The organism is Novosphingobium naphthalenivorans NBRC 102051, from assembly GCF_001590985.1.
Taxonomy (GTDB): domain Bacteria; phylum Pseudomonadota; class Alphaproteobacteria; order Sphingomonadales; family Sphingomonadaceae; genus Novosphingobium; species Novosphingobium naphthalenivorans.
Genome location: NZ_BCTX01000047.1, coordinates 15207 through 39857, shown reverse-complemented (window position 1 = coordinate 39857; position 24651 = coordinate 15207). Strand labels below are relative to the sequence as shown.

Below are 24651 nucleotides of genomic sequence, written 5' to 3'. Positions count from 1 at the left end.
GCCCAAGCGTCGGCATATTCGTCATAAATGCGGATCTGCGTGGGCGTGAGTTCATGTTCGAGCGGGTCATATTCGACACCGCGGAACGTGAGCGCGCGGGCGGTGTAGAGGCCAAGCGCTTTCAGATCGCGGGCAACGATCTCCATTGCCGCGATGCCGCCGCTGCCAAGCGCGGTCATAAAGGCTTCGCGGGTTTCGAAGGATGATCCCTCTCCCCACAGCCCAAGGCGGCTCGCATAGCAGAGGTTGGCGGGGTCGGTTGCGCCCGTCGCGCTGTTATAGAGGATGCAGGCGCGCGATAGAAGATTTTGGAGGCGGACGCCGGCCAATCCCTGCTCCGAGCCCTTCTGGGTACCGAATTTGGTCTCGGTGCCCGCCGCGTTCGCCATCTCATGAGCTTCATCGAAGGCGATGACGCCATCGAAATCGGGGCCCAGCCAGGCGAGCACCTGCTGCAGGCGGGAGAGCGCATCGTCGCGCTGGGATCGCAGGGTCGCGAAGGTGAGATAGAGGATGCCGCTGTCCATCGTGATCGACGTGCCGAAGAGAAAGGCGTCGAGCGGCTGGACATCGATGGCCATGCCACCGAGCGCGGTCCAATCGCGACGGGCGTCTTCGAGCAAGGCGGCGCTCTTGGAAATCCAGACGGCACGACGTTGCCCACGGCACCAACGGTCCATGATGCACGCAGCGATCTGCTGCCCCTTGCCGACGCCGGTGCCGTCGCCGACCATATAGCCCATGCGGTAGACATGGCCGGCGGCATTGGGCGTCAGCAGCGTGCCCGCATCATTGGGGACGTAGCGGCCAGGCAGGTCGCGCTCGAAGGCTTGGCCCGCATAGATGACGGTTTCGAGCTGGGCGTCCGAGAGGGCCGCGACGGCGCGCGGCGGCAACATCGGGCGATAGGTCGGCACCGGTGGCAGGATCGACGCCATCGCGACGGACTCGACCAGTTGGTCCGGGTGCGGATTGGCCTGCTCGAAGACCATGCGGGAGAGCCGCCAAGGTATGTAAACACCGATCTGCTCGCCGGCGGGCGGCGGGGTCTCCAGCACCTCGTAGGTGAGCAGTTCGGGCTCGCCCGAGACGATCGGGCGCACGGGCGGCGCTATCTGGCGTGTCGGTTCGACCCTGGCAAACAGTCCGCCCACCCGGGCAGGAAGTGCCAGCCTCGGACTCGCAGACTGCGCCGGTTCGACCGGCTCGGGTGGCGTGGGTATATCGTCGAGGCGGGGCGGCACGTCGCGAGCGATCGCGAGGGCCTGGCGGATATCGTCGGCGACATGGCACTCGGATTCGCCGGTCCACCCCTTGTCGAAGACGAGCAGGCGGATCGAGATGGACGTGCCATGCTTCGCATAAGGCTGGCCGTTGATCGAGATCTCGAAGCGCGGCGGGACCAGGGCGCTGACCGTCTCATAGCCTTTGCTGCCGGTGCCGCCCCGAGCGAAAGCGGGCGACATGATCGCGACGCAGCGTCCTTGTGGGGAAAGGCGCAACAGCGCGGACCGGAGGTGACGCGCGCCGGCATGGCGGTCCTGCCCCCGGCCTTCACTGCGCGAGAAGGGAGGGTTGATGAGGACGACGCTCGGACGAATGGTCGGGTCGAGCAGGTCGTGAATGAATTCGGCATCGTGCCGGGTGACGCACTGGTCGAGCGCGAGCGACAGGAGATCGGCGCGTAGCGGGTCGCGCTCGTTGAGCAGGAGGCTGGCTCCGATCTGGCGGGCATGGACCGCGAGCATGCCGGTGCCCGCGGAGGGTTCGAGGACCGTGTCGGTATCGGTCAAGCGCGCGGCCTGCGCCGCGAGCCAGGCGAGTTGCAGCGGGGTCGAGAATTGCTGAAGCTCGACCTGCTTTTCGCTGCGATAGGTCTGGGTCGGTAGCCCGGATATCAGGCGGTCTCGCGCGGCGGCGGCCGCAGCAGGATCCGCATAATCGATGAGCCCTGCCGCCTGATCGAGGGCGAGCAGCACCTGCGCCGTTTCGAGCGCATCATAAGCGTCGCGCATCGACCAGTCACCCCAGGCGTCGGAGCCGCCGACGCGTTTTTGCATCAGGCTCTTGAGCATCTGGCGCGAAATGCTGCCGCCCTTGGCGAGGCGGTCGGCGAGAATGCGGGCGATATCGAAAAGCGCCGTGGCTTTGGCGCAGGGACGATCGGCCGCATCGGGTGCGGCGAAAAGCGAGAGTGTCATGAGGATCTCCGGCGATGCGGCGAGAGCCAACCGCCCTCGCCTCGCCGGATTCCCTCCCCCTTCCCTCCTAAGGCTGTTCGCCGCGCGATATCGGCTTGTTGCGTGATCCGGGATTTCGGAGACTGCGTCGCAGGGCCATTCCCGCACGCGTGAAAACTTGCGCTTCATGGGTGCTCGCGCGTATTTTGACGCCCTCGGACTTGGAGGCGACGCGGTCACTGTATCGCGCGACTTCCGGGAAAGATGGATCGAAGCGCTCTGATTGGAACCCGCGGGATGAATCTCCCTACCAAGTATCAGCCAAGTGTCGTTTCGGACCATGACGAGACGAAGCGTATGATGCTTCTGGCTATCGAGCTTTCTTCCGGCTCGAAGAGCGGGAACAATGGAAAGAAGCCCACTCTAGCGGACATGGATGAATATCAGGATTTCTGCCGGGCAGCCGATCGTTTCCCGGCACGAACGTCTCGAGCCTGACGAGCCGCCATCGGGTATTTGGTCGGCGATCAAGGCTATGACTTCGGCGTGGATCGTCGCCGTGCAGCGTTATAGATGTCGGCTGCCCATTGCTCGATCCATCCGGTCGTCATTGCGTCGTGGTCCAGGTCGCCGCTCTCGATCAGACCGCGAATTTGGGAACGCGCCTGAGCAATCGCGGCCTCCCAGGAGTCATATGATCGAACCGGGATGGGTGATGCATTCTCGGCGGGCAGGTGCCGAACGGGTTCGGACAGGCGCATGAGCTGCTGGCGTGTCCAGACCTCCATGTGCTCGGCCACCAGCGTATCGGATTTCGACACGCAGCGTCGGTAAGCGTCTCTGCGGGCTGCGATGCCATAGGCCTGACTGTCGATCGAGGCGATCCGCCCCTCAAACGCGGACAGGTATTGAAGCGCGGAACCTTTCACTCCGAAGGCGTGGAGCCTGACGGCGGCTGGGAGGATGCGGTCCAGATGTTCTACGACCGCGACCAACCCTTCCGGTCCGCCGATCTCCCGGCGGCACATCGATCCGACACCCAATATGGCGCCGGGACGGATCGAGAGCCAGAGCGCGTCGACGCACCGTTCATAATCGTCCGGGCGCCGGCCTTGAAGGACCGGCATGAAGCGACTGAGCAGTCCGAGATCGGCGGCACGGTCGCGACAATCCCGGTTGGCACGGATCGTTCGCGAGATCCGGTCAAGCACCTCTTCCCTGTCCGAGGCGATCTCATGCTCGGTGCAATAATCGAGGCTTGCGATGCGGCGAAACGGGAATGCCTGAGCAAGACGGAAATAGTCGTCGATGCTCCACGGAAATCCCCGGTATCTGGCCATCGCCACGAAGCCGGCGCTGTCGAGGTCGAGCGAGGCCAATCCCTCTGCGTTGGCGAGCTGGGCCAATCGCCATCCGGTCCATTCTCGCCATCCTCGTCGACTGGACCAGGAAGAAAGGGCGTTGGCGGAGATCAGGGTGGGAAGTTGCAAGCGGCGGGCCCTGGCAAGGATGGGTCCCTCGTTCAGGTGGGGCAGCCCGATGACGATCTCGATGGGCATGAAGGCCTCGATCATGAAGGAGGCAGAGGCAGGCGCGATCGGGCGCCGTCACGGAGCCGAGGCGTTCGGGACCGACCGTTCCGTTGTCGAGCGGGGGCGAGCAAGCCGGGGACAGCTTGCCTAGCGAACGCAATACGTCAGGATTTCGGGTGGTTTGCACCCAAAGCGGCGCGCACGTGATTGGGATCGAAAGGGTCGAGCAGCTCGGCTTCGTGCACGGCTCCCCGGGCCGCAGAACGGCTGTTCCAGCGGAAATCGTCGTCTGGAATGAGGGTGCCGTCCGCCCGGCGGGCGATCCAGCCGCCCTCAGGGTCGCGCTCGACACGTTTCATCGCGCTGGTCCTCGCTAAGTTGAAAGATGGGGCCGCAGCGGCAGCCGCGGCCCCGAGTTTCGAAGCGTCAGGCCGCTTCGGGCAGCGGTTCAGCCTCGCCGTCGTCCGGTTCAGACACGTCGGCGGACGTGTCGTTGGCGGCCGGCGGCAGGTCGTCCCCGAACAGCTCCGGTTCGTCGTCGAAGCCTTCGGGGACGAACCGCATCGGCCCGGGAAGCCAGGCAAGCGCCCGGTCCTTGATCTCGGCTTCGCCGATGATCTGGCCGGCGAACAGCTTCTCGGCCGACGCTTCCAGGTCGAACTTGCGCGAGGCCGCATAACGGTTCCTCAGTTCGATCCCACCGACCGTCTCGAACAGCTTCAGCACCACAGCCTTATTGATGCGGTTGAAGAAGTTGCGCGCGGTCGGCCGCCACCAGGCCGCGACATCGATGCGGAGCTTGGCACCCAGATGGTTGATAAAGCTGGTCCCGCTCTGGCCGTCCGGGACGGCGTGAAGCGTCCGGGCGATCGCCCAACCGAGCCAGCTGGCCCGGGCGCTATCGTCGAGCGCGCAGAAGGCATCGTAGCGCTCGTGGATCTCCTTGTGGTTGATCCAGCTCCGGTCGAGGGCTTCATCGAGCCGGCCCCAGGCTTCGGCCGCCGGGGTTTCGCTCTTGAAGCCGGCGACGCGGGGGGACGGTGCGTTGGCGCTCAGGTCGCTCGGCATGCTGCCGAAACCGAGCCGGGAGGCCTTGTCGACCATGATGAAGGTGCCGAGGTCGAGAGCGAAGTGCGGATCGTTGGCGACATGAAGCGCGAGCAGTTCGGTCTTCATCATCGCCAGTTCATCCTTGAGCTTCTGGCTGTAGCTCTCGCTCGGAGCCTCCACCGCATCGTCGGCCTCGGAGACCGGCTCCTCGACGGCACCCCCGGCTTCATCCGCCGAGTCCTCGTCCTCGCCGCCGGCAGCCGCATCGGGATCTTCCACGGGAGCCACGTAGAGCTGCTCATGAATGATGGGCTGGCCGTCCTTGCCGATCATGACATAGGCGATCGCGGAAGCCTTCTGCTTGGCCGAGACGATCACCGGCGTGTTGAGGATCTCGCCGATCTCTTCCTCGAGCGCCTCGACCCGCTCCGCCTGCTCCTCGGTGTAGCCGTCGGCTTCCTCGCCGAGTTCTTCGAGTTCGGTGAGTTCGGCGGCGATTTCCGTCCGGCGCGCTTCGGCCTCCGGTGTCAGAGCCGTCCTTTCGCCGACAATGCGCGTGAGCTGGTAGGTGTCCGTGTAGGGGATGGTGGTCGCCGTGACGACGCGCACCTCGGCGAAGCCTTCCCGTTCACGGATAGCGGACGCAGCCGTAGCGAGGGCTTCGTCGGCGAGCTTCTCGACCAGTCCGCCGTCGAGCCAGAGTTCGGTCAGCTCGTCGGTGTAGAGGTCGGCCGCGATTCGTCCGCCTGCGTCGAGATAGGTATCGCGGCCCACGAGGAGGGCTTTGGGATCGCCGCCTTTGTAGGTGCCGACGGCGACGGCGCGGCGGATCTCGTTCGCATTGTGGCCGTAATAGCTGGCGCCCATCTGAGCGAACACCTTGGCCTGCCGGTCGCTGTCCGAGGTGTGGGCATAAGCCATCGCGACATCGATGGTGATCTCGCCCTTCCGCAGCGCCTCGAAGACCGGCGCGGCCAGATTGGCGAGACGCAGGCGGCCATCGACGAAGCGCTCGGTCTTGCCGAACCGCTTGGCGACATCGATGGGCTTCTTCTTCTCGCGCTCGATGATGGATTGGAACGCGCGGCACTCATCGGCCGGATTCATGGGGAGCTGGAAGTAATTCTCCATCAGGCTCATCTCGATCGCGTCCTTGGCGGTCTTGGCGAGCAGGACGGGAACCATGAAGTCCTCGTCGAGCGTGCTCGCGGCGATATTGGTGTGGGTGCCGTCGAGCCGCCGGCCGCCGCCATAGATCTCGTACTTGCCCTTCTTGCTGTTGCGCGGGGCTCGGACGCCGATCAGGTTCTCAAGGATGATCTTGGTTTCGCCGATATTGGCCGCAAGTTCGGCATCGGCCTCGGCATCACTCTGGGTGCGGACGTTGTTCGGCGACTTGTAGCAGTCGAGCGCACGCACATAGATGATTTCATGCTGTGTCATTGCAGTTCTCCAGTGCGGAGCGACCTGACCACCAGACCGCTAACCGCACCGGATCCCCTCCCCCTTCCCTTCTTCCCGCCCGGCGGGACACAGTCTCCGGCCGAGGGTTGGACAGCATGGACAGTCCGATCAGTCTGGAAGGGCACTGTGCTCCCCGGTGCAGTGGTCAAGCGGCGATACGCTCCGCTCGCCGTCGCGCCCGCAACCCCAGTTCCTCCATCAGCACATCGTTCCAATCATTCAGGCCTCGCCAGGGCCAGAGGGTTCTGATTAATCGACCCGGACGCGCATAGGTGTCGAGGGCCCGTTTCGCTGCCAGGCGACCGCCCTGATCGTTGTCGGGCAAGAGGATCAGTTGATCGACAAAATCGGGAATGGCGACGCGCGCCAGCCGTTCATTCCCAAGTGTTGCCCAGACGGGAATATCGAGGAGGATCGCAGCCGACAGAGCGGTTTCGATCCCCTCTGCGAGACCAAGGCATCGCGTCGGTCGATAGAGGCGCACCGCCCCGGTAAGAGGGCGACCGAGGGTTAGCTTCGCTTTGCGCAGATCGGTGGCGAGCCAGGGTCCTGCGCGATCGAAGAAGCAGCGTTGGATCGCCGTAATGCCGGCATCATCGCGAACCGCGGCGATCAGCGCTGGCCTGAAGGAAACGCAGTGTTTCTTCCCCAGCGGGGTGCGCGGATGGTAACGCAGGGCCGCAGGCAGGTGGGTGATCCCTCGCGACGCCAGATAGGTCGCCACTAGCGTTTGCTGCGGCGTCCGGGTTTCGCCCCAGACGGCGAGCGCCCGCTCCAGGTTGATCGTGTCAGCGGGCGAAGGGGGGCGGACAATGGCGTCCTTGTCCACAGGAACATCGAGGTGCAGGCGGCGGATTGCGCGCATGACCTCAAGACCGCTGCATCCGGCAAAGCATTTGAAGAGCAGACTGCGATCACCGACCCGCACCGACAGGCTCGGGCTCCGGTCATCATGAGCTGGGCAATGGCACATACCGCCCGAGGCGGTCCAGGTTCCGCCGAGTTTTCGGACGAGTTCAGCGGCGGCCGTTTCAAGATGGAGGTTTGAGATCTGGGTCATGGATAGTGTCCATTGAACGGACCCGATCAAGGGCCCCGCCCCTTGATCCCACTCCCCTCTCCGATCCTTATGGTTGGAGCGTCCAGCATCTCGCGCGGATAAGGCTCGATCAGTCCCGGCGTAGCTCGAAAACGACGGGACCGGCCCCGACAGATCGATTAAGGACAAAATGTTACAAGAACGCCGACTACGAACTGTCATGCTGGGCATTCCACGAGCGGAGCATGGACATGATCACGCGACAGTCATCAGGCGAGACCATGATCGCAGCCTGGAATTGGAAGCCCGCGATACGGTACTGTCGCAGGCTTACCGTTTGTTTGTTCAGGTCTCTGATGTCACGGGCGATATTTAGTCAGAAGATAACCCGTCCGATTCGTGGGCAACATATGGCCTCTGCACCTTTGTTCAGGCGATGGTGCTATCGCCCAGTGATTATTTCTGCGTGTGTCAATGAGCATCGGCATCCTGCGCGACCGGATCTGTCCGCTCCAGCGCGGGCGAACAGGTGATCTATGTCATGCATGCTCCCCAGCGTCTTCGCGGCAATTGACCGGTGCGCCATGATCAGCTTGGCAGCACACGCACACCGCTTGATGGGGCAACAATTCGGTCGAGACCTATTTGCGCTTCCCGCGCTTGAGATGCTTTTCGATCTCTATGTAGGCAAGGATCGCAAGCCGCGTTCCTTGACGGGTCTTTGCACGGCGACGAATGCAAGCGAGCGTACAGCGCTCAGAATCATTCACAGGATGGTCAAGGGCGGATTGCTATCGCTCGCACCCGATCCTCAAGACGCGCGCCGGATGAATGTGGAACTCTCATCGCAAGGGATTCAAATGCTGGACAGCTATTTTGATGGATTGGTCAGCTTGCTCGGGAGACCGGAACTCCTGGAGTCTCGACGGTGAGCGGAGAGCCGGGACGCGAAATGGATTGCGCCTCTCGCCGTGGCTTGCATCCGACACGGATCTAATGCAGATTTCGAGAGCAGCGCGGATCATCAGGCCGGGGGCCGCCTGTAGGATTGACCTGGCGGGACATCATTGGCGCCCATCCATGACGGTTGGGATTGCACGTCTTACTTTGAAACCCGCCGCCCCTGGGTGGCCGTCTCGTGGTATTTTACTCACATGAACTTCGCGGTGCGCGTCGTCATGCGCCCACTCGAGGCGTGGTTTGAGACCATGCTTCACCCAAACGACGGCGGCCGTTGTCGCCACGCCGAAGGCCGCGCCATCGGGCGCGATCAGCTCGATTCAATCTATCGGGTCGAGGCGCCAAAGCTGCGAGCCCTGCTCCGGGCGAAGGTCTGGCTCGAGGACGAACGCGCCGACCTCGTGCAGGAAGCCTTTGCGCGCCTTGCCGCCTCGCGATCCTCAGCAGCGCAGGAAAATCCCGGCGCCTATCTTCAGGGCATATTGCGGCATCTGCTTGCCGATCGCGTCCGGCGCTGGTCGAAGACCAGGTCACTCGGCGAGGCGGATCTCGCACTTGGTCGCGAGCCGCTTGGTCCTGACGCGGCCGCAGAGATAAGCCAGATGCAGGAACGGTATCGGGCGGCCGTCGAGTCCCTCCCTCCCAAGACACGCGAGGTCTATTTGCTACACCGAGTCGAGGACATGGAATATAAGCTGATAGCCGCCCGGCTCGGCATCAGCATTCGCACCGTCGAATGGCATGTGGCCCAGGCGATCATTCGGATCAGTAAAAGCGTCGGCAAGGATGGTTGAAGGTGAATTGCCCGAAGGTCCGCCTCGGCGAGACCAGTTGCTGGAAGAGGCGTCCTTCTGGTTCGCCCGCATGCGCGCGCCCGATGCGGAACAGCACCGTGCGGCCTTTGAGCATTGGCTGAAGCTCGGAGCGGCGCATCGCGGTGCCTATAACCGTGCCGGGGAGATTTTTGCGGTCGGAAAGTTTCTTGCCGAAGAAGCCAAGGGCTCATCGGCGAACGGGGCCGAGGAGCAGCCGGCGGCCAATGACGATGCGCCGTCGCGCTGGCGCTACGCAGCGATGGTGGCCTGCCTGTTCGTGGTTGTCGGCCTGGGCGCATGGTTCAGCCAGGGTATCTTGTCGTCCTTCATTCTCCCGAAAGAGCAGTTAGCGACGGTCCCGAATACGTCAGCGGTGGCGGCTGCTGATCGCAAAGTGTTTTCGACCCGGAGTGGTAAAAGGGACATGGTGAGGCTGGCCGATGGCTCGACGGTAACGCTCGAGGGTGGCAGCGCGCTCGTCGCGCTGTTCGACAGCCATAGGCGCGAGCTGCGCTTACAGACAGGGCGTGCCCGCTTCGAGGTCGCGCATGAGTCGCGTCCATTCATCGTATTTGCCGGCGACGGCAGCGTCACGGCGCGTGGAACGATCTTCGACGTGATTGTCGGCCAGGATAATCTGGTGACGGTGCGCCTGCTGCGTGGAGCGGTCGACGTGGAGCGTCCATCGGGGCCGGGCAGTGCGGGCAAGGCGAGTCAGCCGGCGGTAACGCGGCTGGCTCCCGGCGAGGAATTGAGCTTTGGCCTGGCCGCGATCCCTGATCTGACCGCGGCCCCGCGCATTCGAGCCGAGACGTCTTTCGCCACGCCGCTGTCCACCCCGATCCTCAAGGAATTCGACCGGGCGCCCTTGTCCGAGGTGATTGCGGAAGCGAGTCGCAGTTCGGGCATCGCGATCCGCGCGGGCGACTCTGGAGTGGGCTCGCTGGCGGTCTCAGGCCGGTTCCGCGTCGATGACCCCGAGCAGGTCGCCGAACGGCTTGCGAGCCTTTTCGACCTGAAAGTCGACCACACGCGACAGGATGAAATCGTCCTCCGGGCTAAATAGCAAGAAATTTATCGGAGCCACCCCGTAGATTGCAGTTTTGTGGCGATGCTCCCTGAAAGTCCCGTCAAATTGGCGGAATTGACCAAGGGGATCATCAATGGGGGTAAAGGCGATCGGCATTCGGGGGCGACTGCTCGTGGCGGCGGCGATGGGGGCGATGGTCATCGCCACGCCGGCCATGGCGGACGATGGTCGTCGGCAGGACTATAATGTTGAGGCCGGCGATCTGGGAGACGCCCTACGCACGGTCAGTCGCCAGTCGGGCCGCGAGATAATTTTCAGCGGGAAGGCCGTCGCCGGCATGAGAGCCCCGCGCCTCCACGGCTCCTTCAGCGCGGACGAGGCGGTCAGGGCGTTGCTCGCCGGCACCGGCCTGATCGCTGAGTTCCGAAAGGATGTCGTCATCATTCGGGGGCGATCCGAGGCGTCGGGCGAGACAAGCGATCGTCCGACGGAAGTTCAAGACATCCTGGTGACTGGCTCTCGAATTCGCGGCAGCCAAGGGACAAGCCCGGTCATAAGTGCCACACGCGAGCAAGTGTTGTTGAGTGGACAGTCAGGCCTCGGCGACTATATTCGGAGCATCCCACAGAATTACAATGGCGGACAGAATCCGAGCGTCGCCGGTGGCGGGAACCAGGGCGGCAGCAACAACAATGTCAATGGATCATCCAATCTAAATCTTCGTGGTCTGGGTGCCGATGCGACGCTGACATTGATAAACGGCCACCGCGTCGCCTATGACGCCGTCGGCGCCGGTGTAGATATTAGTGCAATCCCGTTGGCCGCAGTCGACCGTATCGAAATCGTCGCAGATGGCGCATCGGCGATATACGGCTCGGATGCTGTTGCCGGCGTGGCAAATGTCCTGCTGCGGCGTGATTTCAACGGTCTGACAACATCCGCACGTATCGGCGGATCTACCGAGGGGGGCAATTTCCAACAACAATACGATCTGGTGGGCGGCAAACGCTGGGGATCTGGCGGCGCTCTGGTCGCGCTCGACTTCTCGCGCAGTACCGCGATCAACGCCAGCGACAGGTCGTATACGCGGCAGATTGATGGAAGCACCACCCTTTATCCCAAGCTCAAGCAATATTCGGCGGTTTTGGCGGGCCATCAGGCAATCGCGCCGGGCGTTACGCTCGAGATCGACGGGCAATATAGCCATCGGACGTCCGAGGTGAATTTCCCTTATCTCCCCGACAAGGACGTGACGGTTGAAGGATTGCGTTCACAGCCTACTGTCGAGTCTTATTCGATCACACCCACTCTTCGGATCTCGCTCCCTGCACGTTGGCAACTCTCCCTCTCCGGCACACATGGTCAGAGCAAGTCTCATCTGCTCTCTCATATCTATTCGGGCGGTGAGGAGCTTGCGCTTATTGGAATTCAATACGATGGGCGGATCGATTCTGGGGAGATAAGCGGTGAAGGTCCCCTCGCTCAATTGCCCGGAGGCGAGCTTCGCTTTGCCGTAGGGACTGGCTATCGTTCGGTAGGTCTCGATGCGTCGTCGCGCCGGACGCTTTTCGGTACGACCACGACGACCCTGGATATCTCGCCGATCCGCGAGAATTACTATGCTTACGGCGAACTCTCGATTCCGCTGGTCGGCCCCGAAAACAGCAGGCCGCTGCTAAATCGGCTCCGGCTTACGGCTGCCTCGCGGTACGAGAACTATCGCGGCGTCGGCGATCTCGCCACGCCGAAATTGGGCGTGATCTACGAGCCACATCGCGCGATCGCAATCAAGGCGACGTGGGGCAAATCCTTCAAGGCGCCGACGTTGTTCGAGCAGTATCAGGCGACCCAAGGTACACTGATCCGGGGAACCGGGTTCCAGAACAACCTCGGCGGACGGCCAGCGCTTCTACTCTATGGTGGCGGTCGCGATCTCGGCCCGGAGAAAGCGACAACCTGGACGACCTCCGTGGAAGTCAAACCCCTTCCCGGATTGCGCATCGAGGCCAGCTATTTTGACGTGCGATTTCGCCAACGGATCGTCGAAGCGATCGGCGACACGAACCGCGCGTTCGGCAATCCGATGTTCGATGGCCTCATTCTCTACAATCCATCCGAGCAGCAGGTTCTCGCGGCGCTGGCCACGCTCGATACGCCGCTCCTCAATGCGAGTGGCCAACCGCTGAACGCGGCAAACATCAGCGCGATCTTCGATGATCGGCTCCAGAACATCTCCCGGCAGCATACGCGGGGCGTCGACCTGTCGGCGTCCTACGACCGCGAATTCGGACCGGGCGAGCATCTCAATCTCATGGGGTCGGTCAGCTACCTCGAGGGCAATCGGCAACTCAGTCCAGGACAACCAACCACGAAGTTGGTGGGGCGGATATTCAATCCGCCGCATTGGCGAGCCCGAGGCGGCGTGAACTGGACGCAGCGCGACGTCACATTCGCAGGTTATGCAAACTATACGGGCGGAACGAACGATGATGTGATCCTTCCAGCGGAAGATGTCGGCTCATTTACTACGGTCGATGCTACCATCCGGTATGCGCCCAAAGGAGCACAAGGCGTTTTGCACGGGCTCGAATTGGCGTTGAGCGCGACGAATATCTTCAACGAGAAACCATCGCCGATCCGTACCAGCGATCCGATCGCCATCCCCTATGACAGCACGAACACGTCAGTAACGGGCCGGGTCATTAGCTTCACGATCACAAAGAGCTGGTAATGGCGGCGGTTCCGGCCGGTCTCGGCATAGGCATGGCCGCGTTGCTTGGCTTGGCGTTTCCAGCAAACGCCAGCGAGCGTTGCGCGGGAATTTTGCCCGGCCCCAGCGCGCCGGATAAGCTTCAGCGGCCGTTGGAGCCGATCGACCTTGTCCGGCTGCGCGACATAGGAGCAAGCTACACGGTCCCGTCGAGTGCAAAAGCATTCTCAATATCGCCCGACGGCAAGCGCGTCGCCTTTCAGATCCGTCAAGCAGACCCTGGCTCGAACGGTTATTGCCTCACCATGGTTGTCGTGGATTTGCGGCACGGGTCGCTGCCTAAGATCGTTGACAGCGGTGGCGATTATATCCGCTGGAGCTTTGAGTTCCGTGGAAAAGCGGGGTTCCCATCTGGTCTACCGGTCACCGTCACGCCACATTGGTCACCTGATGGGCGATGGATCGCATTTCTAAAGAAAGTTGGATCGACGACCCAAGCCTGGCTTGCGCGGACGGATGGTAGCGGGAGTTCAGCAATTACGAAGGCGTCCACCGATGTCGTCGATCTGGGGTTCGCCGCAGATGGTCGCGGGATCATTTTTGCAACCCGGCCCGGCCTCGTCGCAGCCTCTGCGAAGATCGATCAGGAAGCATGGTACGGGTTTCAGTTCGATGACCGCTATTCGCCAATGACCCGGAGCCGGCCTTTTGCAGTGGGTCCGATGGACGAGGAGTTGTTTGTCCTAGACATCGCGAGCGGGGTGGTTCGGCAGGCCGACGCAGCCGAAAGTCGAGCGTTCCTCCAGCCTTCCGGCAGCATTCCAGATGCAGTCGAGGTCGCCCTTTCCACTAACGGCAAAGCAGCTTGGGTAATTCCGCCGCAAGGCGACGACTTCTTCTGGAATCGGAGGTTGGCTTTCCAGGACGGCAGTGGCGAAACGCAGGTCTGCCGAGCGACCCCGTGTTCGTCCTGGGTCAGCAAACCGTGGTGGACAACAGATGGCCGTCATGTGCGCTTTTTTCGGCGGGAGGGTTGGGCCGAGAGCGTGACCGCAATCTATGAATGGACGCCGGCTACTGGCCGGCTGCGCCGGCTCTATCGCACTGAAGATCTCTTGGTGCAGTGCGAGCCTTGGAAAGGCCGGCTGATCTGCCTGCAGGAAAGTTCGATCAATCCCAGGCGGTTGGTCGCTATCGATCTAGATAGAGGAGAGGCCACGGAGTTGTTCGATCCGAACCCTGAGTTTCTAAACATCAGGCTTGGTGCTACCGAACGCCTTCGTTTCAAGAATGATTTTGGAATAGAGAGCTATGCTGACCTGGTGTTTCCTGTCGGGTACGAGCCCGGTAAGAAATATCCTCTTGTCATCGTGCAGTATGAGACACGGGGCTTTCTGAGAGGCGGGACCGGAGACGAGTATCCGATCCAGGCATTTGCCAACCGTGGATACATGGTTCTCAGCTTCGCCCGCCCTCGCGACATCGGCTATTTTCGTGCAAAGGACGAAGCGGGGGTCAGCAAGGCTGATACGGAGGATTTCGCGGACAGGAAAAGTGTTCAGTCCTCCCTCAGGGAAGCGATCCAAATTCTCGCTGATCGCGGGCTGATCGATAGAGACAAGATAGGAATCACCGGACTAAGTGATGGAGCCTCGACCGTCTTGTTCGGCTTGATCAACGATCCGATGTTCGCGGCTGCGGCGATAAGCAATTGTTGCTTCGATCCGACCTCGATGCTGCTCGTGGGACCGACCGCAACGCGCCATTTCGTCGAGGAGGGATATCCAGCGCCGACCGCGACGGCCGACGACTTTTGGAAGCGTATCTCTCTTGCGCGCAACGCCGAGGCCGTCAGAACGCCGATCCTCATGCAACTGTCTGACGACGAATATCTCACCGCGCTGGAAAGCTACACTGCGCTCAGGCAAGCCAACGGTCCGGTGGAGCTTTATGTCTATCCGGATGAGCACCACATCAAATGGCAACCGGCGCATCGGCTATCGATCTATGAGCGCAGCATCGCCTGGTTTGATTATTGGCTGAAGGATATCCGACCTTCGTATAGCCGCGCAGCGACGGAAGTTCCCGGATGGGATCGCCTACGAGAGGCACGCCGGTAGGTTGATTTCACGATCAATCGGGGCGTTTGACTTGGCCAGCCAATGATCAATCCAGGCTTCGGTATCGAGAAACGCCATGATGCGAACATGGGCTCCGCCGAGATCCGGGCGATCATCCGAGAGCGCCGCGTCGAGAGCCGCGGGGTCGGCGATTTCGCGTTCGACCAGATGACCACCGAGGAGACGGTCCCGTATGGCAGCGCGGTGTCGGGATATGATTGCCTGGCAGAATGCATCCGGCCCTCCTTTCGACTGCCTCGACACGATTGCCTGAGGAAGCCGATTGGAAAATGCCTGCCGCGCAATCGACCTGTTTTCACCGTTTGCCACCCATTGCCAGGACGGAATGCCAAGGCAGCATTCGATGACAGGCTGACTCATCAAGGGATTGACGATAGGCGGCGCTGCTGTTGGGTCCATTCCGTCCAACTGCTGCTGGATGCGAAGCAGCAACGCGATGTGCCCTGATTTTCCCGGCAGCGCGTCTCGCGGCGCGATGAGCCAAGGGTGCTGATCGTCTGCTCCATCGAGAACCGCGGCAATGGCAGGATGTAGAAACTCTGGATCGGTGCGCCAGCTATAGGCATAGCTCGGGCGTCGCCAGATGCGGTGCGCTGTCAGGAGCGCTTGCCAAAAACTGGCTCCCGAAAGTTTGCAAATGTCCAAAAGGGTTTTAACCGAACCAAAAGCCAGCCCCTCGGTTGCGTAACGATCGACGACCGGTGACGCCGAATAGGAGAATGCGAATACATTGTCGCCGCCATTGCCCGTGAATATGGCGTCTGCTTGGTAATACCGCGCGATCTCCAGGATAGCCGCATCATAGGCCTGAGCCTGAAGCCGGCCTATTGGCCGCGGGAGATGTGCGACGCTGGACACGCCGAGATCGATCTTATCCAGATCGTGTTTTCGCTCGTCCAGATGCGTGTCGAGTTTTTCGCATAGCGTGCGTGCATAGTATCGCTCGTCACCATCCGGGTCGTCAGTCGAGAGCGTGATGCAGGAGAGCTTGCGGTTCGCAGCGCGCAAAGCGGCAGCGACAATGGAAGAGTCGAGGCCTCCAGACACGCCAAGCACGATCCGGTCGAACTGGGAAGATAGGGCGCCGACAGTGGATTGCAGAACCCTTGCCAAGTTCTCCGCATTGGCGTGTTCGGACTGTTGCTCTCCGCGACGGACATGATCCCACGGTGTCCAGAGAGTATCGGTGCTGATACCGTCTTGCAGTAGTTGAAAAGCGGTTCCTCTCTGGACCTCGTGCAGACCAACCAGGCCGGTACGGCCGCTGGGCTGGCCGCCAGAATAAAAGTATCGACTGACGAAGCCCCAATCCACCTGGGGGCGATACAACCCGCTCTCAGCCAGGATCGCTGGGTCGGAGCCGATTACGCGGCAATCAGGTCGCCCGGCGAAATAGCATGGTAATGCACCCGAAGGATCGCGGATAATTCGAGGACCGCGTTGGTCATCGACAAGTGCAACATATCCACCCCAGTAGCGATCGATGAGCGAGGCACCCCCAGTGGCAAGGATGCGCTCAGCCTCAGCGGGCTCGATTGCTTCGATCCGGCGACCGGGTCCGTGTCGATAAAACAGTGAGCCGAAGATGGCCCCGCATCCATTCGGCAACACCGTCACCAACTGCGGATCAGAGGCAAGAAGAACGGCATGGCGCGCCCGATAAACGATAGAGAGACCGATCTGCGGGGGCACGCGCGTCGCGAACAGATCCAGAATTTCTGCGCGACGCGATTCCACAATGAGGTATCGGGGAGCCATCAGAGCGCCAGGATGGGTGTAAAGATACGGACCTGGTCAACCGAATCCGTGAGGATTCGCGATTGGTCCTGAATCCAGCAATGCGCGGTAAAGGGGTTCACCCGAACCCCGATAACCAGCTGCGGATAATATCCCCGGCGATTGCACATGGAGAGAAAGGCAAGCGATCTTGGCAGGCAAGTGTTCGTGCGGCCAAAGAGAAAATCGGTTGCGGCAAAAGCGCCGACAACGGCATCGACGTTTGAGCTGGTCCCCGTGCCTCCGGACAATCGGGTAGCGCGTCGTTTCCGAGCGAGATGCCGATAGATCCGTGGAAATCCGTTGATCTTCAGGATCAACAGCGCCGACAGTCTTTCAACCGTAGCCAAGGCGATAAGGCCTGCGTTGGCGTCAAACGGTAGTGCCACGGGCGCGGAGGTGTCTAACGCGTTCGGATGAGATGGAGTGGCAGACGTGACGGCCGCTGGCTGGATCGTCAGGATATTCCGGCACCGGAGCCAGTCGATCTGCTCGGGATTCGCCGCCCCCCTAACAAATGCCTCGAACGCGGTCTCGCCTGCCGGAGGCAAGCAGAAATAGCGTCCTGCTGCCGCATCGAGGAAGATCGCTCGGCCGCCGCAAAAACAATGGTGTAGATTTTCGCGGACGGACAACATCCAGCATGCCCCATTCAAAAATGCGGGCGCTTGCTGGATCCGGCCGGCAAGCACCCGCACGCGGCGATCGCTCAATCCTCGGCGATACCGATACTGGTGCGGAGTCCGCCCATGAGGTCGTCCTTGTTCCCGTCCGGCCCGCGGGTCAGCTCGGAAACATCACCGAGATCCAGGACGTCCTCGGGCAATGTTTTGGTATCCGTTTCCATCGAAATATCTCCAGATAGGTTTATGGATCGCCGGGCGACTGCAACCGCAGCCGCGCCGGTTACTCGTCCGTCAGGCCGATGGTTTGGCGAAGGCCACCGACGAAGTCGTCGCGGTCGCCGGAGGGACCCTTGGTCTCCTCGACGATCGCGCCGAGATCGATCACGTCGCCGTGTTGCTGTTCGTCATTGCGCTCCATGACACGCTCCTCTTGATCCGCCGCGAGAATTCGCGGCAGTCCAACGGTAACCGAAGCAAATCGGGGAATGGTCGGAATATATCCCGACAAAATGGCGCGGTATCCGTGCGCGCCAACTCAACATTCATCGGGAATGCCTCCCGAGACAGCGAAGCCAATGTATTCTGCCAGTTTTTCTTATGTTGGCCGTTGGTGGCGATAGTCCCTAACAGCTTTTTGACGGTGGATTCGCCGGTCGTGATAGGCTTCGATCCGCCGGCGAATGTTCTTTTGGACATCCGTTACGGCGGAGTTGGTGAGGGTTCGCAACTCCCTGGCGGCCTCCTTCGTGTCTGTGATTTCCAAGATCCTCGGATAGTAAAGCCGCTCGTTCATATTGCGAATTGTAGCGATGGCCCTCGGATTGCCGGTGGCTTGCGCAAACGCCAGGAAGATGGCGCCGGTGTGGGTCGCAAGGTCAATCGCCGTGGTACCGATCGAAGCGCCGGCGAGGCGGTCGAGGGTTTCCCGGAGCATCGATTCCCGGACGCCATGGACCAGGCTCAGGATCAGATGCATATTCCAGGCGTAAAGGTCGATGAGATCGTCCGGTCCATCGAACGCAATCCTGAACCCACCGTCGGGATGGGGATCGATCAGTCCTTCCCCCATCAACCGGCAGGCTGCTTCCCTGACCGGAGTCTTGCTCGACCGATAGCGATCGGCAAGTTCGGGCACATCGAGCTTTTCACCGGCCGAGAAATGCCCAGCGAGATAGTCCGCTCTCAGCGCCTGATAGACGCGCTCCTGCATGATCGGATCGAACGCCGACATCATCAGGCCGGTCCGATCGCAAGGGTCGGGCCATGCCATATAGGCGTCAGCGCTCTGGTCAGTTGGTTGAGCTTGCGCTCCGCGATCACCTCGATGCAAAGCCGTTCGAGATCGCAGAGGTCGCCGGCAGCGAGCTGCAATGGATAGGACATGCGTTGGCCGGCAAAGAGGAGCGGTATCAGGATATGTCCGGTCGACAGACCGAGACGATAGGCGCAGATCAAATGATCATCGAGAGTAGATTTCGGGTTGCCAGACTCAATTTCCCGCAGCCAACGCTCGCCCATACCAAGTTCCCGCGCTAATTGGCGCTGCGTGAGACCGAGTTTCTTCCGTGCCTCTTCTATCTGTCGCCCGGACTGCAACTTGACGTGCGAGAGCGGACTTTCAGCAACGGAAGCCGCGCATTCGTGCGACATTTCCGTGTCTCCTTACGGGAGATTCCGCCCGCCAAGGCCAATCGAGCTTTTATAGCTAGGTGGACATACCACCATGGTCAAGAAGAACCCCAGCCAAATTGTCGGAACTGGAGCGGTCAGGTCTATGGAATAGTGCGGTTATTGACCTGCGGGCGTCGCAGCGCGGTCTGAGTGCGCTCAAACGCATCCATGAGATCGGCCCCTCTCGCGTTGGGCAGCTGCTGGAGCGCGAGGAGATAGATCATGCCCAGAGTCGGCGGTTCGCGGTCAGGCGTGGCACGCTGGATCCGATCGACGATGCGCGAGGCGATGTCCCATAGCCGCTGCGGCGCGCCGACATGGTGCTCTTCATTGCCGCTCAGCCGCGCTTCCCCCAACTCGCCAAGGCGCTCGACGATGGCGCTCGCCGGAACGGTGTCGAGATAGTTCACCGCGACATGCAGCGTGGTCCCCCACGCGATGAGGCAGCGAGTCGTGCGAATAAGATGGCAATGCGAGTCGATAAAGACATCCATGCCGGCCGGGGACAGCCGGAGTTTGAAGCTGCGTGTTGCTCGGCCCATCTGCGTTCCACCTCCTCTCTTTCGGTATCTGCCGCCTCTTTGAGTGCGAAAATCGGTCCATTTTTACGCCAATTTTGAACAAATCGGCACTGAAGTGCCGATCAACGCCATTTCGTGCCTATTCTGCGCCTGACCGCCGTTTGCATTCAAATTGCGGACTTTTCAGCTTTCTTTCGCCGGATCGGCACTTCAATGCCCTCCCTATTGCGGACCTTTCGAGGCGCCGTCATTTCTCGTGCCGCACCGGATCGACGGTCATCGGCAGCCCCGGCTGAAGCCCGAATACAGTCGGTCCGCACCAGCCAACCCGAAATTCAAGCGCCGTCCCGCGCCACGAGGAGACTTGTCCTATGAACATGCGCCCCCATTCCGGGCTTGCCGTGATGCTGCCGCTGGCCCTGCTGGCCGCACCCGCCCAGGCCCAGGACAATCCCCGCGACGCGGAGGCCTATCCCTGCGATCAGCGCGGCGACCTGACGGTCGTCCAGGATGGTCCGAGCTATTCGATCCGTCCCCGACTGGTCGTGGCGCAGGCCCCCTCGCCCACCAACACCACGGCGACCGCGATCTCCATCGGAACCGCCCTCAAGGTCGACTCGCGTATTTTCGCGCAAGCCGGCGGTCTCGTGAAGGAGGCTTCCCATGCGCCGCGCCGCTGAGCTGCTTGGCGCGGCGATGCTGGTGCTGGCGACGCCGGCATTTGCCCAAGATGCGCCGGCGGGCCCCGCGACCAGTGAGCCGCTCGCCGCCGCCGCGGCAGATGCCGAGCGCGAGCTGCGCCAGACCTTCACCAACCTCACCTTCGAGGATTTCGGTCCTGCGCCCGTGAAGGGGCCAATCTATCAGGCGAGCGCGGGCGGACGCATCATCTATTTCGCGCCGGAAAGCGGGCACCTGCTTTTCGCCGCGGTCTATGACCGCAACGGGCTCAACGTCACCGCCCTCGCGCAGGATGCCAATGCCCGCAAACGACTCGCCGCGATCGACCCGGCCGATGCGCTGCTGATCGGCCCGGCCGGTGCGCCCAAGGTGATCGAGTTCACGGACCCCGACTGCCCCTATTGCCAGGCGCTCGAACGCTTCTGGCTGGCCAAGGCCGCCGAGGGCAAGCCGGTGCAGCGCCTCATCTACTTCGTGAGCGGCATCCATCCCGAAGCCGCGGCGAAAGCGGAGCATATCCTCTGCTCGCCCGACAAGGAGGCGACCTTCAAGGCCATCTATGCGGGCGCGAGGCCGGCGACGCTTCTCAAATGTGCGACCGGGCATGACAAGGTCGCCAAGGATGCGGCCACCGTTCGCAAGATGGGGATCAGCGGCACGCCGACCCTGTTCGTCGACGGCAAGCTGGTCTCGGGCTTCCAGCAGGCGGAACTCCAGGCCTTTGTCGATCAGAAGGGAAGCGCCGGTGTGCGCCCCTGAGCCTCGCGTGGCAGCGGGCATCGTCCGCTCGCGCCCTTTCCATCTGGCGGGCCTCACGACCGCTCGCGGCAGCCGCTCGAAGGAGCGCGCGCCCGGCGGTTCGAGGGCCGAGATGCCGGCGGCCGTGCTCTTGTGGAGCCGTCCAGAACTGCCGTCGGCCGGACACGATTTCGATCGCAGCCGGCAGGCATGTCTTCGGACGGCTCCTTTCTTGAGGAGACCATCAATGCTCAAACTGCTTCGCCTGCAGGGCTTCGGCTCGGCCTATCTGGCCGGGAGGGGGTCCTTTCTCGAACGGCTGCGGAGCCGGACGCTCACCACCCTCGACGCCGCCCTTCTGCTGCTGGTGGCGGCGCTCGCCGGCACGGGCGTCGCCCACGCCTTCGCGGCGCCGGCGGCGGGCGACCTCGGCTATGACATCTACGACATCGTGGTCAACCAGGGCGTCAAGGGTCCGCTCGGCTTCGTGGGCGGCGTCGCCGCCTTCCTGTTCGGGGTCTCGCGGCTCTTCTCCAACATCATGATCGGCATCCCGACGATCGTGGCGGCGGTCTGCCTGATCAAGGCGGACTCGATCCTCCAGACCTTCGGCATGGTGATCTGAGCCTCGGCGCGCCGCGCCGGGCCTCCGGCCAGGCGCGCCTTTCGAGACGGGGGGCGGTGGTCGCCTCTCGGAAATCACGCTGATGCGTGATGAAGCAAGGGAGAAGGACGTTGGATGAACGTCTTCCGCAGTTCCTGCACCGGCCGGTCCAGATCCTCTGGTTCGACAGTCAGGAGTTCATCGTCGTGATGAGCACGATCTTCGTCGCGGTCATCGTCGGCGGGATCATCGGCTGGGCGCTCATTGGCGTTCTTCTCCTCTTCATTCCCTGGAAGCGCACCAAGCCGCGCGGATTCATCCCGCATCTGGCCTGGCGCTGGGGCCTCACGCGCTTCCGTCACTATCCGGGTCCGACCCAGACCCGCTTTTTCGAGTAGAGCGCATGGGGCATCCTTTCCGACGTAAAGCCGCGACCGACATGATCGGCGACACGCGCCCGAGCTGGCATCTGCACCGCTATCTCCAAGGCTCCGCGAACCTGTTCGAGGAGAACCGGCTGCTCAAGTTTGCGATCATCGGCCTGTTCGGCATTACCGCGGTGCTGGGGACCGTCCTCTATACCTCGAACCAAAACAGTCGCACGGTGATCGTGCCCTTCGGTTCGGGCGGCGATCTCTATGTGACCGGGAACAAGCCGTCACAGGCGTATCTGCGCACGATCACGTTCAACATCGTCAGCCTGTCCGGCACCTATTCTGCCTATTCCGCTGATCGCCAGTTCCAGGAGCTGCTGACGATCGTCCATCCGAGCAGCTATAACGGCCTGCGCGACAGCCTCAGCCGGCTGCTGGATGAACTCAGCAACAATCCCACGCTGTCGATCGCGACCTACATCCGCGGCGATCAGCCCGTCACCTATACGAGCAGCGAGATCGTCGTGCCCGTCGAGAAGGTGCGCGTGATCGGCGGCGTGATCCGCAAGTTCCGGGGCGATCTGCACATCCGATACGCGCTCGAGAACGGCCGCTTCTGGCTGACCGCCCTTCAGGAGGAGAATTTCAATGCCGATGTCCGGTAAGCGAAGCCGTGTCGGCCCGTTGTGGCTTGCCTGCTTCATGACGCTGCTTTCGGCGTCCTCCACCACCCTCGCCCAATCGATCGCGGCGCTGCCTGACCAGACCAGCCGGATCCGGCTGTCGAACCGGGACGTGAACCATGTCGTGTGCGTCGGCGGCGAGATCGACGACGTCAGATTCTCGGCCGAAAAGGGCCTGGCGGTCGAGCGCGGCGGGTCGGACGCCTGGATCAAGTTCCTGGTGCTCGAAACCGACGATGCCGGCGCGAAGACCCGCAGCTATGTGACGACGCCTTCGGAGTTTTTCGTCTCCTGCAATGGCGCCATCTACCCGCTCTACGCCGAACCGGCCGACATTCCGGCGCAGACTGTCACGCTGATGCCGGGCACCGCGCAGCGGGCTCGGGCGAACGACGCGCTGCTGGGGCCGCTGGTCGAGGAGGAGCGCGCGGTCGGAATCGCGCTGGCCATTCTGCAGGACCGGGTGCCTGCGTCCTTTTCGGAGGTTGCGCCGGCGAGCGCCCCGCTGATGATCGCCGACGTGCCAACGGTCTCGCTCACCGAGCGCCGACGCCTTGAGATCGAGGGCGCGGGGCTGTCGGTCAGCGAATATCTGGTCAGGGCAAATACCGCGGTGACGCTCGACGAACGCGACTTTCTCGATGGCGCGCTGGGGTCGGACATCTTCTCGATCACGCTCGATCGCCTGAGCCTGGCTCCGGCTGAGACCGCGCGGCTGATCGTCGTGCGGCGGAGTATCCAGCAATGAGCCCCGAAAACGCCTCCGGCCCCGATAAGGGCGCCCCTTTGCCCCCGGCCGATCCGCGCGACGTCCATGACGACGTTTCTCTCCGTCCCGCACTTTTCGATCTGCGCGCGCAATGGGAGCGGCTGACGTCTGACCAGAAACTGCGCGCCAAGCAGCTCGGCGTGGTCTCGACGATCGCGCTGCTCGGCATCGGTCTCTACACGGCGTCTTCGCATGGCGGCAAGGAACCGCCCAAGCCGCCCGAAGCCTCCAAGCTCGACATGGGCGCGGGGCTGCGTGGCGACAGCCTTGAAGTAAAGCTGCGCGGCGATCTGCAGAAGATCCTCGATGGGCAGACGCTGCTCGGCGACCGTGTCACGGCGATCGAGGAGGGCAAGGTCGTTCCCGGCACCGCAGGCGCCGTTCATGGCCCGGCGCCGACCGCCGAGGACGGACTCCCGCCGGCATTGCCGGGGGATGCGCCGGCCTATCCGCCGTCGCCGCCCGAAGCGAAGGCCGAGGCGGACAAAGTGCCAGCGCCGCCCGCCGCGCCGACGGCACCCCCCGCCCCGCCTGCGCCTCCAACCGAACGGCAGGTCGGCGCGATCGGTGCGGCCACCACGGCAGTCGCGGCGGAAGGAGGCGCGGCCGGCGGGGCGCGATCAAAAAAAGCGACCAGGACAATCTATTTGCCACCTGGTTTCATGAAAGCGCGACTGCTGACCGGCATCGACGCGCTCGCGAGCCGGGACGCGACCAGTAACCCCGAACCGATCATCGCGCGGGTCCAGGCGCCAGCGGTGCTCCCGAACGACGTGAAGGCGAACCTTGCGGGTTGCTTCGTCATCGGCAACGCGACGGGCAGCCTCGCCAAGGAGCGAGTCGAGATCCAGCTCGTCTCGATCTCGTGCGTCGATTTCGACGAACATGCCGTTGTCGATCAGGCGATCAAAGGCTTCTTCGTCGATGCCGATGGCAAGAAAGGCCTGTCGGGCAAAGTGGTGACCCGGGCCGGCGCGACGCTCGCTCGATCGTTCATCGCAGGCACCATTTCCGGCATCGCCCAATCGGTCGAGAACACCTTCGGCGACGTCTCGACCTCCGCGCTCGGCAGCGTCCGCACGCTCGACGCCGGAGATGCGGCCAAGTCCGGCATTGCCGGGGGCCTGTCCAAGTCCTCGGATAAGCTGACCGATTTCTATCTGGACCTAGCCCGCCAGGCGGGGCCCGTCGTCGAAGTCGGCGCCGCCAAGGATGTGGTCGTCGTCGTGCAGGAGGGCCTCGCCCTCGAAATCAAGCCAACGGTCGGGAGCAAGTTCTGATGCGCCC

The 24651-nt window shown here is 62.4% G+C and carries 24 protein-coding genes; 12 read left to right on the top strand and 12 right to left on the bottom strand.

Going from position 1 to position 24651, the window contains the following annotated elements; genetic code table 11:
• From NN5_RS15635 to NN5_RS15615, 5 genes are all read right to left on the bottom strand, one after another.
• Positions 1–2201: strawberry notch-like NTP hydrolase domain-containing protein (locus tag NN5_RS15635; protein ID WP_067735200.1), on the bottom strand; the 2201-nt coding region annotated here is incomplete at its 3' end.
• 512 nt (positions 2202–2713) lie between these two features.
• A complete protein-coding gene (locus NN5_RS15630) occupies positions 2714–3739 on the bottom strand; it encodes a deazapurine DNA modification protein DpdA family protein (protein WP_067735197.1) in 1026 nt (341 codons plus the stop codon).
• 137 nt (positions 3740–3876) lie between these two features.
• Positions 3877–4071: a hypothetical protein gene (locus NN5_RS15625; RefSeq protein WP_067735174.1), complete on the bottom strand. Its 195-nt coding sequence runs from the start codon at positions 4069–4071 to the stop codon at positions 3877–3879.
• Between the two features lie 67 nt (positions 4072–4138).
• Complete coding sequence (locus NN5_RS15620) at positions 4139–6205, bottom strand: ParB/RepB/Spo0J family partition protein (RefSeq protein WP_067735171.1); 2067 nt, start codon at positions 6203–6205, stop codon at positions 4139–4141.
• Between the two features lie 166 nt (positions 6206–6371).
• Positions 6372–7286, bottom strand: a complete 915-nt coding sequence (locus NN5_RS15615) for a DUF7146 domain-containing protein (RefSeq protein ID WP_067735168.1) — start codon at positions 7284–7286, stop codon at positions 6372–6374.
• A gap of 563 nt (positions 7287–7849) precedes the next feature.
• Between NN5_RS15615 and NN5_RS15610 the strand changes: the two genes are divergently transcribed.
• From NN5_RS15610 to NN5_RS15590, 5 genes are all read left to right on the top strand, one after another.
• Entirely contained in the window at positions 7850–8197 is a 348-nt protein-coding gene (locus tag NN5_RS15610; RefSeq protein ID WP_169800999.1) for a winged helix DNA-binding protein, read from the top strand.
• 195 nt (positions 8198–8392) lie between these two features.
• Positions 8393–9019: an RNA polymerase sigma factor gene (locus NN5_RS15605; RefSeq protein WP_245656530.1), complete on the top strand. Its 627-nt coding sequence runs from the start codon at positions 8393–8395 to the stop codon at positions 9017–9019.
• Positions 9012–10106 (top strand): FecR family protein, encoded by a 1095-nt coding sequence (locus tag NN5_RS15600; RefSeq protein ID WP_067735162.1) that lies wholly within the window; start codon positions 9012–9014, stop codon positions 10104–10106. The genes NN5_RS15605 and NN5_RS15600 overlap by 8 nt, the downstream gene beginning before the upstream one ends.
• A gap of 97 nt (positions 10107–10203) precedes the next feature.
• Positions 10204–12801: a TonB-dependent receptor gene (locus tag NN5_RS15595; protein ID WP_067735159.1), complete on the top strand. Its 2598-nt coding sequence runs from the start codon at positions 10204–10206 to the stop codon at positions 12799–12801.
• The gene (locus NN5_RS15590) at positions 12801–14900 is read left to right on the top strand and encodes an Atxe2 family lasso peptide isopeptidase (RefSeq protein ID WP_067735156.1); all 2100 of its coding nucleotides are present in this window, start codon (positions 12801–12803) and stop codon (positions 14898–14900) included. Before NN5_RS15595 ends, NN5_RS15590 begins: the two co-directional genes overlap by 1 nt.
• Here NN5_RS15590 and NN5_RS15585 read toward each other — a convergent pair.
• The 7 genes from NN5_RS15585 to NN5_RS15565 all read right to left on the bottom strand — a co-directional run bounded on the left by NN5_RS15585 (position 14880) and on the right by NN5_RS15565 (position 19488).
• Positions 14880–16679: an asparagine synthase-related protein gene (locus tag NN5_RS15585; protein ID WP_084384975.1), complete on the bottom strand. Its 1800-nt coding sequence runs from the start codon at positions 16677–16679 to the stop codon at positions 14880–14882. The two genes, NN5_RS15590 and NN5_RS15585, sit on opposite strands and share 21 nt — an antisense overlap.
• Positions 16679–17410: a lasso peptide biosynthesis B2 protein gene (locus NN5_RS15580; protein ID WP_157081166.1), complete on the bottom strand. Its 732-nt coding sequence runs from the start codon at positions 17408–17410 to the stop codon at positions 16679–16681. Before NN5_RS15580 ends, NN5_RS15585 begins: the two co-directional genes overlap by 1 nt.
• Positions 17407–17544 (bottom strand): benenodin family lasso peptide, encoded by a 138-nt coding sequence (locus NN5_RS25895; RefSeq protein ID WP_157081165.1) that lies wholly within the window; start codon positions 17542–17544, stop codon positions 17407–17409. The genes NN5_RS15580 and NN5_RS25895 overlap by 4 nt, the downstream gene beginning before the upstream one ends.
• Before the next feature lie 59 nt (positions 17545–17603).
• Positions 17604–17741 (bottom strand): benenodin family lasso peptide, encoded by a 138-nt coding sequence (locus tag NN5_RS25890; RefSeq protein WP_157081164.1) that lies wholly within the window; start codon positions 17739–17741, stop codon positions 17604–17606.
• Between the two features lie 177 nt (positions 17742–17918).
• Positions 17919–18557 carry a GntR family transcriptional regulator gene (locus NN5_RS15575; protein ID WP_067735147.1) on the bottom strand — a complete coding sequence of 213 codons (639 nt, stop codon included), beginning with the start codon at positions 18555–18557 and terminating at the stop codon, positions 17919–17921.
• Entirely contained in the window at positions 18557–18973 is a 417-nt protein-coding gene (locus NN5_RS15570; protein ID WP_084384973.1) for a helix-turn-helix domain-containing protein, read from the bottom strand. Before NN5_RS15570 ends, NN5_RS15575 begins: the two co-directional genes overlap by 1 nt.
• Before the next feature lie 122 nt (positions 18974–19095).
• On the bottom strand, positions 19096–19488 hold the full coding sequence (locus NN5_RS15565) for a hypothetical protein (RefSeq protein ID WP_157081163.1): 393 nt from the start codon (positions 19486–19488) through the stop codon (positions 19096–19098).
• A gap of 398 nt (positions 19489–19886) precedes the next feature.
• Between NN5_RS15565 and NN5_RS15560 the strand changes: the two genes are divergently transcribed.
• The 7 genes from NN5_RS15560 to NN5_RS15530 all read left to right on the top strand — a co-directional run bounded on the left by NN5_RS15560 (position 19887) and on the right by NN5_RS15530 (position 24644).
• Positions 19887–20195: a hypothetical protein gene (locus NN5_RS15560; protein WP_067735139.1), complete on the top strand. Its 309-nt coding sequence runs from the start codon at positions 19887–19889 to the stop codon at positions 20193–20195.
• On the top strand, positions 20179–20955 hold the full coding sequence (locus NN5_RS15555; RefSeq protein WP_067735136.1) for a DsbC family protein: 777 nt from the start codon (positions 20179–20181) through the stop codon (positions 20953–20955). The genes NN5_RS15560 and NN5_RS15555 overlap by 17 nt, the downstream gene beginning before the upstream one ends.
• A gap of 226 nt (positions 20956–21181) precedes the next feature.
• The gene (locus NN5_RS15550) at positions 21182–21559 is read left to right on the top strand and encodes a hypothetical protein (RefSeq protein WP_245656529.1); all 378 of its coding nucleotides are present in this window, start codon (positions 21182–21184) and stop codon (positions 21557–21559) included.
• A gap of 110 nt (positions 21560–21669) precedes the next feature.
• On the top strand, positions 21670–21936 hold the full coding sequence (locus tag NN5_RS15545) for a type IV conjugative transfer system protein TraL (RefSeq protein WP_067735133.1): 267 nt from the start codon (positions 21670–21672) through the stop codon (positions 21934–21936).
• 41 nt (positions 21937–21977) lie between these two features.
• Positions 21978–22577 carry a TraE/TraK family type IV conjugative transfer system protein gene (locus NN5_RS15540; RefSeq protein ID WP_245656528.1) on the top strand — a complete coding sequence of 200 codons (600 nt, stop codon included), beginning with the start codon at positions 21978–21980 and terminating at the stop codon, positions 22575–22577.
• Positions 22561–23343 carry a type-F conjugative transfer system secretin TraK gene (locus tag NN5_RS15535; protein WP_067735127.1) on the top strand — a complete coding sequence of 261 codons (783 nt, stop codon included), beginning with the start codon at positions 22561–22563 and terminating at the stop codon, positions 23341–23343. Before NN5_RS15540 ends, NN5_RS15535 begins: the two co-directional genes overlap by 17 nt.
• Positions 23340–24644, top strand: a complete 1305-nt coding sequence (locus NN5_RS15530) for a TraB/VirB10 family protein (RefSeq protein WP_067735124.1) — start codon at positions 23340–23342, stop codon at positions 24642–24644. The genes NN5_RS15535 and NN5_RS15530 overlap by 4 nt, the downstream gene beginning before the upstream one ends.
• Positions 24645–24651 lie beyond the last annotated feature (7 nt).

Bases quoted from the DNA above. Each gene is read 5' to 3' on its own strand.
- NN5_RS15590 (WP_067735156.1), top strand. From the start codon at position 12,801: ATGGCGGCGGTTCCGGCCGGTCTCGGCATAGGCATGGCCGCGTTGCTT.
- NN5_RS15560 (WP_067735139.1), top strand. From the start codon at position 19,887: ATGAACATGCGCCCCCATTCCGGGCTTGCCGTGATGCTGCCGCTGGCC.
- NN5_RS15610 (WP_169800999.1), top strand. From the start codon at position 7,850: ATGATCAGCTTGGCAGCACACGCACACCGCTTGATGGGGCAACAATTC.
- NN5_RS15625 (WP_067735174.1), bottom strand. From the start codon at position 4,071: ATGAAACGTGTCGAGCGCGACCCTGAGGGCGGCTGGATCGCCCGCCGG.
- NN5_RS25895 (WP_157081165.1), bottom strand. From the start codon at position 17,544: ATGGAAACGGATACCAAAACATTGCCCGAGGACGTCCTGGATCTCGGT.
- NN5_RS15620 (WP_067735171.1), bottom strand. From the start codon at position 6,205: ATGACACAGCATGAAATCATCTATGTGCGTGCGCTCGACTGCTACAAG.
- NN5_RS15615 (WP_067735168.1), bottom strand. From the start codon at position 7,286: ATGACCCAGATCTCAAACCTCCATCTTGAAACGGCCGCCGCTGAACTC.
- NN5_RS15595 (WP_067735159.1), top strand. From the start codon at position 10,204: ATGGGGGTAAAGGCGATCGGCATTCGGGGGCGACTGCTCGTGGCGGCG.
- NN5_RS25890 (WP_157081164.1), bottom strand. From the start codon at position 17,741: ATGGAGCGCAATGACGAACAGCAACACGGCGACGTGATCGATCTCGGC.
- NN5_RS15600 (WP_067735162.1), top strand. From the start codon at position 9,012: ATGGTTGAAGGTGAATTGCCCGAAGGTCCGCCTCGGCGAGACCAGTTG.
- NN5_RS15585 (WP_084384975.1), bottom strand. From the start codon at position 16,679: ATGGCTCCCCGATACCTCATTGTGGAATCGCGTCGCGCAGAAATTCTG.
- NN5_RS15550 (WP_245656529.1), top strand. From the start codon at position 21,182: ATGCTCAAACTGCTTCGCCTGCAGGGCTTCGGCTCGGCCTATCTGGCC.
- NN5_RS15530 (WP_067735124.1), top strand. From the start codon at position 23,340: ATGAGCCCCGAAAACGCCTCCGGCCCCGATAAGGGCGCCCCTTTGCCC.
- NN5_RS15630 (WP_067735197.1), bottom strand. From the start codon at position 3,739: ATGCCCATCGAGATCGTCATCGGGCTGCCCCACCTGAACGAGGGACCC.
- NN5_RS15565 (WP_157081163.1), bottom strand. From the start codon at position 19,488: ATGGATGTCTTTATCGACTCGCATTGCCATCTTATTCGCACGACTCGC.
- NN5_RS15535 (WP_067735127.1), top strand. From the start codon at position 22,561: ATGCCGATGTCCGGTAAGCGAAGCCGTGTCGGCCCGTTGTGGCTTGCC.
- NN5_RS15575 (WP_067735147.1), bottom strand. From the start codon at position 18,557: ATGATGTCGGCGTTCGATCCGATCATGCAGGAGCGCGTCTATCAGGCG.
- NN5_RS15570 (WP_084384973.1), bottom strand. From the start codon at position 18,973: ATGTCGCACGAATGCGCGGCTTCCGTTGCTGAAAGTCCGCTCTCGCAC.
- NN5_RS15555 (WP_067735136.1), top strand. From the start codon at position 20,179: ATGCGCCGCGCCGCTGAGCTGCTTGGCGCGGCGATGCTGGTGCTGGCG.
- NN5_RS15540 (WP_245656528.1), top strand. From the start codon at position 21,978: ATGATCGGCGACACGCGCCCGAGCTGGCATCTGCACCGCTATCTCCAA.